Origin of the sequence: Lactococcus sp. NH2-7C, assembly GCF_029953655.1 — a bacterium.
Lineage (GTDB): Bacteria > Bacillota > Bacilli > Lactobacillales > Streptococcaceae > Lactococcus > Lactococcus lactis.
Map to the genome: position 1 here is coordinate 485,147 of NZ_CP124538.1, position 16,435 is coordinate 501,581.

Below are 16,435 nucleotides of genomic sequence, written 5' to 3' on the forward strand. Positions count from 1 at the left end.
TTCATGATAGCCTTTTCTTTGCTTTTATGGCAAGTTTTTACAGCCCTTTGTCAGCTATTTTTTTGTCCTAATACTTGTATTTCATATAAACGAACAGCAGTATCTGCTCCTTGTGTTGGTTTAATGGCTGTTATCCTAACGTACCGCGCTTCTGTCTGTTTGAAAGAATCTTTGGTTTCCCCCAATTTATTTTTCTTAACGTTGACAACTTCTGTCCAATTTTGATTATCCTTTGAAATCTCAATGGTGTAATCAGAAGTATTCATGTCAGGTGATTCTCCTCCTTTTTGCGCATGGTCAATCAGGACTTGATTGATTTTTTCTGATTTCCCAAGGTCAATTGTGATATTGTGTTTACCTGGGCCAACGGCACACCATTTGGTATTTAATTTTCCATCAACTGCTTTTGGTCCTGATTCAGATTCATTAGTGAAACTATCTACTTGAACTGATTGATTTAAGGCAAAATTTGTTAATTCTACTGGATGATCAATTACAGTAATCAATTCAGTTTGAGTGACTGAATCTTCTTCCCCTTTTTCGTTGATAGCCGTTAATTTGACGGAGTAGTTCCCCGCTTTATCAAAACTTACTTGAGGGTTCTTTTCTGTAGAAGTAGCGGGACTTGCACCGTCAATTTCCCATTTATATTTGACGGAAGCTAGATTAGATTGATTCATTAAAGTTACTTTTTCACCAATCGTAACTAGAGTTTTATCTGCTACAAATGATGCTTTAGCTAATGAATTATCTGGCCATTTAACAGAGGTCGTAACTGAATGTCCAGATTCTCCAGCCTTATTAATTGGGACAATTTCAAATTTTGTTGAATTGATATTTTTGCCACGTTTTAAGGCATTAACAAAGAAGGCATTGATATTGCTTGCTCCTAAAAATTCTTTACTTCCATCATCATTCAACTGATAGATTTCATAAGTAGAAAGATTATTTTTATTTGCATCTGATTTCCAAGAAAGTCTAAAACCGCCAACTGTGCCTTCTTCTTCAAAAGATTCATCAGTTACTTTTGCATCCGAAAGTGCGATTGGAGCGACTTTTTGACCATTGGTCAAAGTCATTTCTCCTAGATTAATGGCTTTAAAATCCATTGCTTGATCAGATTTTAAGCTTAGGCTGATTTTTTTGATTGTTTGACCTTCATATTTCTTAACATCAAAACTTATTTCTGACCAATTTTCAGTCAGGCTTTTATCACCTGCAATGCTAACTTTTTGACCATTTGCTAGTTCTAAGATTGCTGAAACTTTAATCGCTTGGTCTGAGCGCATATTAACAGAGAATTTTGCTCCCTTATCAATTTTCAAATCACTAGCAAACAATGTGATGTTCGAGCTTTTGCCTGCTTCTAAATGTTCAGCCATAAATTTCAGTGAATTACCACCATTATAAGCACTTGCAAAGTCGAAGCTTGGACTTATTTTGTTTTTTCCTTCGTTGTCAATAATCCAGCGGTAAGATGGTAAAATACCTGCTAAACTGCGGTCATTCCAATCCATTTCTGAGATCTTTTGGCCAGCTTTATAATAGTTATAACCATTTCCTAGATTAAAATTAGTATTAAATTCATTACCGCTTATTGCTGATTTTTCCAGAACATATTTGGAAAGGCCTGTCCATGATTCATTGACGGAGTGATCAACTTGACGAGGGTCTGCTTTTTGATTGACCCAAAAAGCAGATTCACGATTTTGAAAATCATCCCAATTGCTTGCGTTAGTGTAGGTAGCACTTGCTGCATAGAGTCCTATTGATGTTTGAGTGGCTTGATTTCCTTTTTCTAAAAGGTTCCATTTAACTGGAGTTTGAACGTCTTTCGCTTGCACATCTATTCCGGCATATATATTATAAGGGTCAATATTGTGATTTTTAGCATAGATATTAGATTTTTCAAGTAATTTTTGATCGGCTAAACCATTTTCTGTCCACCAAAAATTTAAAAACATTGCATCTGCTGCTTTATCTTGTAGAAATGTCGCATTTTGGTCATTTAACTGATTTTGCCAATCCACTTTTCCGTCTTTAGTCATGGCATCATACCACATGATTTGAAGACTAGGATCTTCTTTTTTTACTTGTTGAATCAAGGCTTTCATGTTAGCTGCATCATCAGCATTTAGCCCTTGGGTTTCTTCATTGATAAACCACCCTTCAAATCCATAAGTCTTGGCAACCTTAACCATTTGACTGGCAAATGGATATTGTCCTTGCTCATCTTTTTTGAGCATTGTTTTGACCCAATCTACTTTTCCACCGTATTCTTTAGGCGGTAAGAAAATTGTTCCAAGTACGGGAACGCCATTTTTGTGTGCTTCATCAATAACATCTGCTGACGGGGTTACAATTATTCCTTCACCAGATGAGCCACCCCAATAAACCAGCGTGTCAATATATTGCCAATAATCAAAAGTATAGCTATCAAATTTTGTTGTTCCTCGCGATGGATTCCCTGAAGTTGAAGAGTTCATCATAGACAAGGCGACAATTTTTGTCTTTTTTTTTGATTTGAATTAGATGGACTTAGTTTATCAGGAAAAATTCGTTTGGCAAGCGAAACTTGGGATTGATTGTAAATTAGATCTTGATCATTTTCTGCTGACCATTCTAAAAATTTATCAGGCATCCAATAAGACGAAATAGGGGAATTTTTACTTTGGTAATCTGGAATTGCTTCAGCTGTCACTTTGTAATTAGCTTTCACATGATTTGCTGTGCTTCCAAAACAAGCTGTCAACAAAGTAACGGATGCCAAAAGTCCTGTAGAGATGGACAATTTACTAAAAGTTTTTTTCGATATTTTCATAAAATCCTCCAATAAAATTTATTAATCAACATTTTTTATTTCTAAAGCAAAAGCTTGCCAAGGTTGAATTTCTATGTCTGTCAGTAAATCTGGAAAGCTGTCATTACTGATGATTTCAGTTTTTTTGACAAAAGAACTTTCAAAGCGTTGGGCTAAATTTGATAAATTGGCGACCACAAGAAAAGTTCTTGTTGTCGTTTTTCTCAAGTATGCGAAGATTTCGTCAGCACTTTCAAGTAATTCAAAATCGGCTTCTATCAACCAATTTTCTTGGTGACGAAGTTTGATTAACTTTTGATAAGTATAAAATACAGAGTTAGAATCGCTGACAGCTTGGTCAGCATTTATCATCTTAGTATTAGGATTAATAGAAAGCCAAGACTTTCCTGTTGTAAAACCAGCTTTCTCATCACCGGTCCATTGCATCGGCGTCCTAGCGTTATCACGACTCATTTCTCGTAAAACTTTGATAATTTTTTCTTCTGACTGTCCTTCTTTTTTTCTGTCAGTAAAATATTCATGTGATTCTACGTCATTTATTGCTGACAGATTTTTAAAAGGAAAATTGGTCATTCCTAATTCTTCGCCTTGATAAATGAAAGGAGTGCCACGCATCAAATGAAAGAGAATTGCAAAAGCTTTGGCTGATTTTTCTCTGTATGTCCCCTCATCTCCCCAAAAAGAGACAATGCGTGGCAAATCGTGATTACCTAGAAAAAGAGAATTCCATGCTTCATTCGGTGTCAATTTCTGCCAAGCTGTCATTGCTTCTTTTAGTTTTGGAACATTTAAGGGGAGTTTTTTCCATTTGTCCCCGTTTCCTGCTGATGTCAATAGATGCCAGAAACCAAAAACCATTGAAAGTTCATGACGATTGGCTCCACTATATAACTTTGCTAATTCTGGTGAACTTGACCAAGCTTCACCAACAGTGAGATAATCCTTTTTACCAAAAGTTGCAGAATTCATCTCTTTTAGGTAATCATGCAATTTTGGACCATTAACCGTGATTTCTTGATCTGGTTTTTTTCCAATCAGATCAATGACATCTAATCTAAAACCAGAAATTCCCTTAGCTAACCAAAAATTCATCATCTTATGAATCTCCTTGCGCACCTCTTCATTTTCCCAATTCAAGTCAGGTTGCTGTGGACTAAAAAGATGGAAATAATATTGTTCAGTGCTTGAGTCATAAGTCCAATTTTTAAATTCTCCAATTGGTTGATCCCGCCAAATATAAAAATCTCTTTTCGGATTATTTTTAGATTTTATGGCTTCTTTAAACCACAAATGTTGGTCAGAAGTATGATTGACGACCAGGTCCATAATGACACGAATGCCAAGTTTCTTTGCTTTTTCTATAAGCTCTTCAAAATCAGCCATTGTGCCAAAAAGTGGGTCAATTTTGTAATAATCACTAATGTCATAACCATTATCAACCATTGGTGATTGATAAATCGGAGATAGCCAAATGGCATCCACTCCTAGTTTTTCAAGATAAGTTAATTTCTCTATTATTCCATTGATGTCACCAATTCCATCATCATTTGAATCCTTAAATGATCGGGGATAAATTTGATAAATGACTGCTTTTTTCCACCAATTATTCATCATTTCCTCCATAAATTTTCATAAATACCGGAAGTATTTTTCTAAGATCGTTTAAAATTTCACTGACAGACTTAGCCGCAGCATTATCAGCCCAAATTGAAAAGTAAGTTCCTCTGACAGCTTTCATTTCTTCTTGATTTAAATATTGCTGACCAGAAAATTTTTGAATTTTTCCTTTCCTTTCCAGTTTTTCAGCCGTTGGATAAGAATAACCTGCTTCTTCACCCAAAACATAATAAAGGTCATTATCACAGAAATTTATTAAGGTATAACCCTTAGCTAACCACTCTTTGACTTCTGCCATCCCTTTGTCCCAGTTTGTCCAATAACAAACCTCCACATTTTTATTCAAAGGAACCAATGACTGAAGATCTTTTCGTAAAAATCCATCATTCCAAATACGAACTTGTTTCCCTTTTTCTTGTAAATGCTCAGTCAATTGATTAACATAGTCATAATAAAACTCTAAACCACTCGCCTTATTTCCGTATTTTTTCCGAGTTTTCTCCAGTAAATAAGGGTATTTTTCAATTTGACGAAAATCAATAAATTCGTCAGCCCCAATATGAAAAGTATCTGAATCTGGGAAAACATCGACTATTCTATCCATTATTCCCAAAATCCAATCAATGGCTGCTGGATTAGTAACATCTACCGCTTGTTGCTTACTGTCAGGCAGTGCAAATTCAGGATTTTTCTCTAATAAGGAGCCCATGTGGCCTGGACTATCAAAATCAGGAATCAAGGTAATTTCGTTTATTTTCGCAAATTCTTTCAATTCTTTGAGCGCTTTTTCTGAATATTTCTTACTGACAGGATTGTCAGTAAAATTTAGCGCAAAACCTTCATTTTCATTGAGATGAAGTTGTAAATGAGTCATCTTGTGCGCTTGAAGTAAAAGAACTAACCTTTTTAACTCTTCTATTGACCAATATTTTCGTCCAATATCAACTAATAATCCTTTTTCCATAATAATTCCAATAAAATAAGACCTCCAAACTAGTTTCAAAATGAATTTAGAAAGGAGATCTTGGATTTGTTTACCTCTTATTTATTTTTTAGATAAGTATCATATTGACTTTGCATTTCTTTTTGAACTTTATCATAACCTGCTTTTTTCAATTCAGCTTTGAGTTTTGGTAAAGTTTGAACCGGATCAACAGAACCTGTGTTCAATTGGTCCAAATATTGACTCATGACATTTGATAAGTTTGAAATTTCAGATTTCACTTTTGATTGGTCAAAAGTAAAGCCAAGCAATGGTGAAACTTTTGCGTCTTTAATTGATTGGTCTCGTTTAGTAATCATTTCATTGGTAACCGCATCAGTTGTATAAAGAATGGCATTATTTCCTGTATTCCAAGCAGCCATATGTTTTACCCCTTCACTGTATGAAGGAAGTAATTTAATTTTCTTATCACCAGTTTTTTCCCATTGTTGTCCTTCAACACCATAAACTAAACCATTTAAAAGTTCAGCGTCACTATTGATGATTCCAAGTGCTTTAACCGCTTCTTCTTTATGTTTAGAGGTATTTGAAACAACGAAGTTAGCCATACGAGCTTGGTCAGTTGTAATTAATGGATTAGTTACTGCTTTAGATACAAGGGGTTGTCCTGCTGCTTGAGTCAAAATAGTATCGCCATAATCGTAAGGGCCTTGTGTTTCGACGCGAGCGAACCAGTTATTTGAATTCAAGTCAAATGCAGTATTTGAAGTAGCTGCATCGGCTGGAATTAAACCTTTAGTATAGTAATCATGCATTTTCTTCAAATTATCAATATAGGCAGGAATGTCATAAACATTTTGGATTTTTTTACCATCTCCTGTTGTGTCTACAGCAAATGGCAAACCATTTCCAAGGACATAGTCAACATTACCTGGTGTTTTGAAACCTTGACCAATGGCAAAAGCTGCAACATTAGGATCTTTTTTATGGAATTCTTCAATCACTTTTTCAGCAGAGGCAAATGAATCAACGCCGTCAATTGATAAATTATATTTATCCAAATATTGCTTGTTAAAAGTAATCACTTGTTGAGCATAAATATTTCCATTTACAGGATATCCATAAAGTTTTCCATTGATTTTATTTCCCTCAATATATGCAGGATTAAGTTCATTATAAGCTGTCTTGGCATATTTAGGGGCTAAATCAGTTAAATCAGCAAAAGCACCTTTAGCGGCATTTGTTGCATAATCCTGGGCAAAAGCAATGTCATAAGCTTCACCAGATGAAACGATAACGTTCATTTTTTGAGCGTAATCTCCCCAACCAATGTAACTAATGTCCAATTTCACACCAGCTTTTTTCTCAAGAATTTTATTAGCGTTAACCATCAATTCTTTGTAATTGTCTGGCTTATCACCAATCTGGTACATGTGCAAAGTTGTTTTACCAGAACTACTTTTTGACTTCGCAGATGAACCACAAGCCACAAGAGTAAAGGCTGCAAGCACTGATACGGTACCAAGTGCAACTTTTTGATAATTTTTCATTAGAGTATGCTCCTTTAGGGTTTCCCCAAATTTTTTAACTTTATTAATGTTTACGCTTTCTTTAAGCGTCTAAATTTACTCTGCTAAATAAGCAGAGTCTTCTTATTCTTTAACGCCACCAATGGTTAAACCTTTGACAAAATAACGTTGGAAGAATGGATAACTAATTGCGATTGGTAAAGTTGAAATTATAACAATTGCCATACGTGCTGATTCACCAGGTAGAGCCGCTAAACCTCCGGCAATCTGTGAGCCTGCTCCTGCATTTTGCGTTAAGAATTGTAAGTTATTTTGAACTTTCATCAGCAAATATTGCAATGGAATCAATTTATCATTTGAGATATAAAGAAGGGCATTAAACCAGTCATTCCAATATCCTAAGGCCGCAAAGAGGGAAATGGTTGCAATCCCAGGTACTGCCAAAGGAAGAACAATTTGAGTGAAAATTCTAAGTTCACTTGCTCCGTCAATTCGGGCAGATTCAATAATTGAATCTGGAACTGAACGTTTAAAGAAAGTTCTCATAACAATGATGTTAAATGGCGAGACAGCCATTGGTAAAATCAAAGCCCAAATTGTGTCTTTCAATTGCAGAAGATTAGTCATTACCAAGTAATTCGCAATCATCCCAGGTGAGAATAACATTGTGATTAAACAAAAGATCGTAAAGAATCGACGGAAAGGAAAGTTATTTCTAGAAATTGCATAAGCATAAAGTGAAGTTGCTGTAGAATTAATTGCAGTCCCTAGAACCGTAACAAGTACTGTGACAAACAATGATTGCAACATTTTATCTTTCATTTGGTCAAATAAGAATGTATAAGCATAAAAGCTCCATTCTCGTGGCCAAAAGCTATAACCGAATTGTTGCAAAGCTGATTCTTTTGTCAGCGAAATGGCTAAGACAAAGAGGAAAGGTAAGACACAAGAGATTGCAAATAGTGCAATGACGATATTAAAAATAAAGTTAACTGGACGATTGAATCCTCGAACAGATAATGAGGCTATTTTTTTCTTTTTCATATATTATTAGCTTTCAAGTTTGATAAAAGGCTTGACCTACTAGCTTCCTCCTTTCTTAGAATAATGCTGAATCACTATCAAGTCTACGGGCAAAGAAGTTTGTAATCATTAGAAGAATAAATCCTACTACCGATTGATAAAGCGCTGCTGCCGTTGCCATTCCTAAGTCACCAGTGTTAGCCAATCCATTATAGATATAGGTATCAAGGACTTGCGTTACTGGTGTCAAAGCACCTGATTGTCGTGGAACATTATAGAAAAGACCAAAGTCAGCACGGAAAATATTCCCAACAGCTAAGATTGTCAAAATCGTCATCAGTGGAACAACTTGAGGAATGGTAATATTTTTAATTTGTTGCCATTTTGTTGCTCCATCCACCATCGCTGCTTCATAGTAGGTTGGGTTAATCCCCATCACTGTTGCGAAGTAGATAATCGAATTATAACCAATTCCCTTCCAAACACCAATGAAGAGGATAATGAAGACCCAGTATTTTGGTTCTTGATACCAATTGACTGGCATTCCTCCATTATGCATAATCATTTGGTTGAAAATTCCTTTGTTTCCTGGTGCCAAGAAGGCATAAACAAAGTAGGAAATAACAACCCATGAAAGGAAATAAGGAAGAAGTGACATCGTTTGATACACTTTTACCAACTTTTTATTCCGTAATTCACTCATGATAATTGCAAATGCAATAGAAATAATCAAGTTCAGTGTAATAAACCCAACATTATAAAGAACCGTATTTCTTGTGATATCAAAAGCAGCACCGGAAGAAAAGAGGAATTCAAAGTTTTTAAATCCTACCCAAGGACTATTGGTCAAACTAGCCAAAAATCCGTCTGGGTCAATATGGAAATCTTTAAAAGCCACCACATTTGCAAATACTGGAATATAAAAGAAGAATATCATCCAAATTGCACCCGGTAGAGCCATAATTATCAGTGCTTTATAGCGCCAAATATTCCGAAAAAATTTTTTCATTGATTTTTCTCCTTAATCAACAAAGTCCGAATTTCGTGAGCTGCAATTTGTGTTTGTGAGTCTGCTTCAATTTCATCTTCGAGTAAATTAAGTAATTTTGCTTCTTCTTCAAGCGCTAAACTTAATGACTGACCAGACATATTGTAGCCTCGTAAAACTAGACCATTATCTGATTCGCGACGTTTCAATGCCGTGATAGCAAATTTATCAGTATCAATTTCTAATATTTTCCCAACTGACGGTAAGGTTTTTTCTGCTGACGGATTTGTCAGTTCTACCGTTGAAAATGGAACTTGTGCAACATAAGCATGTTGATAAGTTTCATAACGTTCATCAGCGAGTCCATGAAATTCTAAACTATAGTTAAAAGTATGACGTCCTAAAGTTTGAGCCTCTGGTGTTGGAAAGTAACCCCAATCACCAAGTTCGCCAACTCCTCTAAGCAAGGTCAATGCAATGACAGAGCTGTCAGTAATTTCATATTCATTTAGGCCAAAATTACCAACAGTTAAACCATATTCTTCATTATGAAGATTGACGAAAGCTTGTTGATGCTGAGGATTTGTTGGATTTTCCCAAGTTTTAGGCATAACATTAGGTCTTGTCACAACTTCATAAATACTGTCAGCTTCGTGATTTTCAGCAGTGAATCCTGCTGGGAATAAAACACGAAGTCTGTGATCCTTCATTTGATTATCAATGCTTGTCTCAAAATCAACTTTTTTTGAATTTTTACGTACAGTGATCTTGCTTGTTACCTCTAAAGGCAAAAGTTTATCAGAACGACCAGCATGACGATATCGGAATTCCAAAACCTTTTTTTGTTCCTCGTCCAATAATTCGTCAGCAGATTCAGGAATCATTAGCACTTGTTTAAGCTGAACTTCGGCAATTTCTGCTCTGTCAGTAATAATTGAAAACTCAACAGGGCTGTCAGTAGAAAGAATTGGTTTGGTATTTTTAGGTTGGAAATAGATATATTCATTTCCAATATCACCAGTGTCTTCAAAGACAAGCAAATCTTTAAAAACTTTATTAAGGCTCTTATCAAAAATACTTAGGCTGCCATTATGATTAACTGTCAGTTTCAAACTTTCATTTTCAATAGTTTGACCAGAAATCATGCTTTCATTATTACTGACAGAACTGTCAGCAGCGTCAGTAAGCACCAAATCAAAGCTTTCCCAAGAAAAAGCACGCATTTCATTTAAAAATAACTTCACTTTCACAAATCGTTTCATGTAAGGAACTCGGAAACGATCTTTCGGTAAATCATAATCAAATAAGACTTCTTCTTCACTGATTTCAGCTGGAACTTCTTGACCTTCTCGATTGATTACTTTATAAGTTGCCTTTGGCTGTGCCTTAAGTTCATCATAAAGTTTTTCAGGAATTCCTTCTTTGAATAATTTACGTTCAAGAACCACTTCAATTTCAGCCTCACCTGTTTTAGAATGTCCAGCTGTATTAAAGACTACAAAAGGATGTTGGCCTTCAAAGTCAATCACTTTAGCGAGTTCAAACAATGCATCATCAGCAATATATTTCCCTACTTCATTTGCTTTTTCAAAACGTGTCATCATTTCACGATGAACTTCGTCAACAGAGCAGCCACAGATACTGTCATGTGGATGATTTTGCATCAAAGTTTTCCAAGCATAAGTCAATTTGTCATGCGGATACTCTCCTGTCACTCGATAAGCTAAACTAGCAAGAGGTTCTGTGATATTTTCTAACTGACGCTCAACTTTTGTATTCCATTGTTTGAGATAAACTCGACTTGAAGCCGTATTCGCTAAAGTATACCAGCCATCGGTTTCCTGTGAAGTTAGTTCCCCTGTAACTGTAGATAAGTTTTCAGGCAAGTCTGACCGTACAGCTTCTAAATAACTTGGCCAATTAGAATGAACAAACTCATAATCTGGGAAAAGTTCATTTGCCAAGCGAATTGCTTTGCTCAAATCTTTCTGAACTGGCTGATGATCCACGCCATTCATCATTAAGAGATGTGATGTCGAAGCAAATTTTTCAACATCTGCTAATTTTTGATTCCAAAAGTCAAGAGCTTCTGATTTTTCAGCAGGAATTTCATTTCCATTTGAGTACCAATTGGCAAATAGAATTCCAAGAATTTTTGTCCCATCAGGACCTTCCCACCACATTTCTGAAAATTGAGAACTATAAGCTTCTTCTGATTGTTCCAAGACTTGGTTATCAAACCCAATTGGCTTCACCCCTCGACCGAAAGCTGCAGCGCTAAGTCCTGCCCCCTTCATCATTTGTGGTGTTTGGCCCATATTCCCAAAAGTATCAGGAAAATACCCCAACTCAACTGGAGCACCCCAACGCTCCGATTCTTTACGCCCAACAAGCATATTACGAACGTTTGATTCAGAACTAATGAGGAAATCATCTTGTAAGATATAAAATGGACCAATTCTCAGTTTTCCAGCTGAAATCGCTGCTTGCACTTCCTCACGACGTTCGGGACGTACTTGCAAATAGTCATCTAAAATAATCGTTTGTCCATCCAAATGAAAGCTATCAAACTCAGGATCTTTCTTGAATAAATCAAGTAAATCATCCACTAAATTGACTAAACGCATATGATGTTCTTCATAAGCCATATACCATTCTCGATCCCAATGACTGTGAGAGATGATATGTACCGTTTTCTTTTTCATAAAGTTCTATCTTTCTAAAACTAATCTCATTAACTTATTTTTCAATTCGGATATCAAAATAATCCATGACTAACTCACAAAACATCATATTAGCCCAGCTAAACCATTCTCTAGTGTAATTTTGTGGATTATTGACATCAAATCCTTCATGCATCAAATGTGTTCCAGCATCTGTTTCGACCAAATGATTTAAGATTCGTTCTTTTTCAGTCTTATCATTTGTAGTCATTCCCTCCATTGCTAAGGCAATTGGCCAAACATAATTTTCTGGTGTATGACTAGAACCAATTCCTCGTGCATATTTTCCTTCATAGTAATAAGGATTTTCTTTACTCAATAAAGTTTGTCGTGTTTTCAAATAAACTTCGTCTTCAGCCTGGCAAAATCCCAAATATGGAGCTGCAATCAGATTGGGAACATTGCTATCATCCATTAAAGTTTTGTTCCCAAGCCCATCAACATCATAAGCCCAAACCTCTTCGCCTTGTTGATTTTTAGTTTTAGCAAATTTCTCAAGTCCCTCTTGAATTTCATCTCTAAGAATCCTTGCTTCATTTGCAATTTCTTCATTAGATAGAAGATCAGTAAAAATTTCCTTGATATAATCCAAAATAACGACAGCAAACATATTTGATGGAACCAAATAACCATACTCACAAGCATCATCACTTGGTCTAAATCCTGACCAAGTCATTCCAGTGTAGGCTGTCTTGGCTCCTTTTCCGTCTCTTATTAAAGTATCTTCTTGTCGCTCAGTATCTCGAACGAAATAATATGGAGAAGCTTCATGATTTTGTTCTGTTTTAAAGACATTCAAAGTGTTTTTGACCGCTTTGATAAATTCTTCATCAAAATGTTTGGTATAACCTGTATTTTTATAGACTAAGTAAGCGAGTTGAATAGGATAACAAAGGGAGTCAATCTCATACTTTCTTTCCCAAATCCAACCTTTGTGTTCATTAAAGTTGGTATGATCTGTCTGATGCCCAGCAAAATTTTCACTTTCGTTGAAAGCATTGGCATATGGATCCAGATTAATATATATCATTTGTTTTTTAACTAAACCAACAATCAAATCACGAATTTCTTCATCTTCATGTGCAAGTACCAAATAAGGTCTCATTTGAGCTGTCGAATCTCGTAACCACATTGCTGGAATATCACCTGTTAAAAGAAAGGTAGTCCTGTCATCATGCACTCTTAAAGTAGTTTCAAGTGTGTTTGAGAAAGAATGATTAAAGTTTACAGCCCACTCTTTATGTTCTTCTCCACAAAGAATTGTTATGTCATTCATAAACTTTTTAACAGATTTTGGAATATTTGCTTTCACTGCATCTCCTTTTAAAATTCATTTGATATATCATTTAAGGTTATTTTAATATAAATTTTTATATTTTGCAAGCGCTTTTTTATTAAAATAAGATTAATATTGTTATCTTTTTTTATTTTTTCTGAATATTGTAGAGGTAAAAAGCCTATTTTTATCATTTTCACCTGTAAAAGACTTGTTTTTTTATAAAAAAAGAGTAAAATATGATATATCAAATAAAACACAAAGGGATACTTCTATGAGCTTACCACTCTACCAGCAGATTTCCGATGATTTAAAGCAAAAAATTGTCACTAAAACATTTAAATCAGGAGACCAGCTTCCCACTGAAAAAGAACTCTCAGAGACTTATTCAGTTAGCCGCATTACCGCAAAAAGAGCTCTTACTGAATTAGAACAGCTTGGTCTTGTCAGTAGAACACGAGGAAAAGGAACTTTTGTTCAAGAATTAAATAAAAACCATACCAAACTATTAAAAAGAGTGCTCTTTATTATTCCTTTTGAAGGAATGTCATTTGGAGATTTCACACAAGGTTTGGTTCCTGCTTTAAAAGTTGAAAACACAACCGTATTTATCACTTATGCAAATTATCTTAAAGAAAATACAGCGGATGATATTAAAGAAAATTTTGATGGATTAATTTACTATCCAATGTATACTGAAGATTATTTAGATATCTTATTAGAACTTTCACTACAAAACTTTCCTGTCGTTCTTTTAGATAAGCAGATTTACGACCTAGGATTTCCTTGTGTTTCCTCAGATAACTTTAATGGTGGTGAGCAAGCCGCTCAAGCGCTCTTAAATTTAGGGCATAAACGAATTGCTTTTGTGGCTAGTAATGATACCCACCATCCCCAAACAACAAGAAATCGATACTTAGGATATGTCAAAGTTCTAAAAGAACAAGGAATCAAGTTTCACACTACTCTTGATGACTCACTTTACACCGAAAGTTCTGTTTTGGAACTTATCCATAACGAAAAAGTCACAGGACTCATCTGTGAAAATGACTTAGTCGCTCTTCAAACTATGAAGACTTTGCAAGATAGTCATTTTTCTGTTCCAAATGATATATCAATTATTGGTTTTGATGATATTCAAGCAGCAAGCTTATCAAATCCGCCATTAACAACCATTGCTCAAGATTTCATTGGCATGGGAAGAATCGCTGGCGAACTGCTTTTAGACTGGATTAAAAGCGGGCAAACCCCCAAAGATGTCAAAGTTCCAATCAATTTAATTAAAAGAAAAACAACTGAGGAGTTGAAATGAAGATAAACAAAATTGATACCCGTCATGGTACTGCTAACCAATCCACTTTTTCACATGGGAATTGCCTTCCTTACACTGGTTTTCCTTGGGGAATGAATTACTTTGCCCCTTCAACCGCTGCTGCTCGTGGGGCTTGGTGGTTTCATCCAGAAGACCGCACCTTTGAAGGCTACCGAATCACTCACCAACCCAGTCCTTGGATGGGAGATTTCTCACATTTGACAATGACACCTGTTGCGGGCCCTTTGCCTGAAACTTCCTTGTGGCACACAGTGAGTTCATACCGTCCAGAAGAATCAACTTTTAATCCAACGCAACTCAAAATTACTCAATTACGTTATCAGATTACATCTCAGTTAATTCCATCAATGTATGGTGGAATTCTATCAATGAATTATCAAAATTTAAGCCTTAAAGATAATGGCTTGATGCTTCATCTCCCCGGTTCTTATGAACTTCAACAACTTGATGATTACAGCTTAGAGCTTTCAATTATTAATTTTGCTGGTTGTGAAGATGAAAATTTTACTTTTTATCTCAAATTTACTGCTGACCAACCTTTTGTTTTAAGTGGAAATTTATCTGATGAAGATTCTTCTGTTCGCTTAGATTTCAAAGCATCCAAGCAGGTTCAAATACATTTTGCTACTTCTTTTATTTCCAAGGAACAAGCCGCTCTTAATCTGGAGCGTGAACTAGATAATTCAGCAGAAACATATTTGGAAAATGCTGAATCTGCTTGGAATAACCTTTTTTCACGTATCGAAATTGAGCATCATAATCAACAAGAAGTTTCCACTTTCTATCACAATCTTTATCGCTCATTTCTCTTTCCACAAACTTTTTATGAATTTGACCAAGAGTATCAAAAAATCCATTACGATACAAGCTCTAAAACTCTCAAGAAAGGCCCGCTCTATACAAACAATGGCTTCTGGGATACTTTCCGAACAGTCTATCCGCTTTATAGTCTAATAGCCGTTGACGAGTACGGTGATATGCTCGAAGGTTTCCTAAATTCTTATCGTGCGACTGGTTTTCTTCCAAAATGGCTTTCTCCTGATGAACGTGGTCTAATGCCCGGTACCTTGATAGACGCTGTCATTGCTGATGCTGCAAGCAAAAACATTCGTCCTGATTTGATGCCTGAGTTTTTGGAAGCAATGAAAAAAGGAGCCACAAGTCAATCTGAAAACTCTAACTACGGCCGTCGTGGCACAAAAGATTATCTAAAACTTGGTTATGTTCCGCTCACTCACCATGAATCTGTTAATCACACTTTAGATTACGCATTTTCTGATTATTGTATTTCTCAAGTGGCGAAACAAACTGGTGACAAAGAAACTTCAGACTTCTATGCCCATCAAGCAAAAAACTATCAAAATATTTTTGATTCTGAAACTGGTTTTATGCGAGCAAAAGATACTGACGGAAATTTCAGACCTGACTTTTTAGATATTCGTTGGGGTCGTGATTATGCAGAAGGTTCTGCTTGGCAGACTTCTTGGTCAGTTCTTCATGATTTTGCTGGACTAATTAAACTACATGGCTCAAGAGAAAATTTTGAAAACAAACTCATCGAGCTTTGTAACCAACGACCAAATTTCAATGTTGAAGGATACGGTTTTGAAATTCACGAAATGAGTGAAATGGCTGCTATCGAATTTGTACAAGTGGCTATCTCAAATCAACCAAGTTTCCATTACCCATACCTTTTTAGCTACATTGGCAAACCTTGGATGGCTACGCCTTTAATCAAAAATTTACTGACAGAAACATTTAATGATAGCCCAAAGGGCTATCCTGGTGACGAAGATAATGGAACAATGGCAGCTTGGTATATTTTTTCAAGTTTAGGATTCTATCCAGTCACGGCTGCTTCTAATCAATATGTATTAGGAATTCCACTCTGGGACAAAGCTAGAATCAACCTTTCCTCTGGTCAGCAACTTACTATTCTTGCAGAACCAAATGCTCCGCAACAAGTTTTCGTCAACCAAATCACATTTACTGACAAAAAAGTCAATGATACTTTTATCAAGCACAAAGAATTGATAAAAGGCGGAACCCTAAAATTTGATTTAGGAATCGTACCAAATCCACTTAAATATACGAACGAACAACTTCCTTATTCACTGACAGAAAATTAATTACTGACAGACCAGACCTAATCATTCTGTCAGTAAAAAAAACACGCTTGATT

The 16,435-nt window shown here is 35.7% G+C and carries 11 protein-coding genes; 2 read left to right on the forward strand and 9 right to left on the reverse strand.

Features of this window, described 5'->3' with window-relative positions; genetic code table 11:
* Nucleotides 1–50: 50 nt before the first annotated feature.
* From QJV49_RS02360 to QJV49_RS02400, 9 genes are all read right to left on the reverse strand, one after another.
* Nucleotides 51–2,489: an endo-beta-N-acetylglucosaminidase gene (locus QJV49_RS02360; RefSeq protein WP_225512718.1), complete on the reverse strand. Its 2,439-nt coding sequence runs from the start codon at nucleotides 2,487–2,489 to the stop codon at nucleotides 51–53.
* Nucleotides 2,486–2,821 (reverse strand): hypothetical protein, encoded by a 336-nt coding sequence (locus tag QJV49_RS02365; protein WP_225512719.1) that lies wholly within the window; start codon nucleotides 2,819–2,821, stop codon nucleotides 2,486–2,488. Before QJV49_RS02365 ends, QJV49_RS02360 begins: the two co-directional genes overlap by 4 nt.
* Nucleotides 2,822–2,842: 21 nt before the next feature.
* A complete protein-coding gene (locus QJV49_RS02370) occupies nucleotides 2,843–4,432 on the reverse strand; it encodes an alpha-glucosidase (RefSeq protein WP_281449157.1) in 1,590 nt (529 codons plus the stop codon).
* On the reverse strand, nucleotides 4,425–5,402 hold the full coding sequence (locus QJV49_RS02375; protein WP_225512721.1) for a family 20 glycosylhydrolase: 978 nt from the start codon (nucleotides 5,400–5,402) through the stop codon (nucleotides 4,425–4,427). The genes QJV49_RS02370 and QJV49_RS02375 overlap by 8 nt, the downstream gene beginning before the upstream one ends.
* 77 nt (nucleotides 5,403–5,479) lie before the next feature.
* The gene (locus QJV49_RS02380; RefSeq protein ID WP_225512722.1) at nucleotides 5,480–6,931 is read right to left on the reverse strand and encodes an ABC transporter substrate-binding protein; all 1,452 of its coding nucleotides are present in this window, start codon (nucleotides 6,929–6,931) and stop codon (nucleotides 5,480–5,482) included.
* 102 nt (nucleotides 6,932–7,033) lie between these two features.
* Nucleotides 7,034–7,954 carry a carbohydrate ABC transporter permease gene (locus QJV49_RS02385; RefSeq protein WP_225512723.1) on the reverse strand — a complete coding sequence of 307 codons (921 nt, stop codon included), beginning with the start codon at nucleotides 7,952–7,954 and terminating at the stop codon, nucleotides 7,034–7,036.
* 55 nt (nucleotides 7,955–8,009) lie between these two features.
* Complete coding sequence (locus QJV49_RS02390) at nucleotides 8,010–8,942, reverse strand: sugar ABC transporter permease (protein WP_003130089.1); 933 nt, start codon at nucleotides 8,940–8,942, stop codon at nucleotides 8,010–8,012.
* The gene (locus QJV49_RS02395; RefSeq protein ID WP_225512724.1) at nucleotides 8,939–11,626 is read right to left on the reverse strand and encodes an alpha-mannosidase; all 2,688 of its coding nucleotides are present in this window, start codon (nucleotides 11,624–11,626) and stop codon (nucleotides 8,939–8,941) included. The genes QJV49_RS02390 and QJV49_RS02395 overlap by 4 nt, the downstream gene beginning before the upstream one ends.
* Nucleotides 11,627–11,660: 34 nt before the next feature.
* Nucleotides 11,661–12,920: a glycoside hydrolase family 125 protein gene (locus QJV49_RS02400; protein ID WP_225512773.1), complete on the reverse strand. Its 1,260-nt coding sequence runs from the start codon at nucleotides 12,918–12,920 to the stop codon at nucleotides 11,661–11,663.
* 274 nt (nucleotides 12,921–13,194) lie between these two features.
* Here QJV49_RS02400 and QJV49_RS02405 point away from each other — a divergent pair, with 274 nt between their 5' ends.
* Together QJV49_RS02405 and QJV49_RS02410 are read left to right on the forward strand one after the other, a co-directional pair.
* Nucleotides 13,195–14,232, forward strand: a complete 1,038-nt coding sequence (locus tag QJV49_RS02405) for a LacI family DNA-binding transcriptional regulator (RefSeq protein WP_225512725.1) — start codon at nucleotides 13,195–13,197, stop codon at nucleotides 14,230–14,232.
* Nucleotides 14,229–16,382 (forward strand): GH92 family glycosyl hydrolase, encoded by a 2,154-nt coding sequence (locus QJV49_RS02410; protein ID WP_225512726.1) that lies wholly within the window; start codon nucleotides 14,229–14,231, stop codon nucleotides 16,380–16,382. The genes QJV49_RS02405 and QJV49_RS02410 overlap by 4 nt, the downstream gene beginning before the upstream one ends.
* Nucleotides 16,383–16,435: the final 53 nt, after the last annotated feature.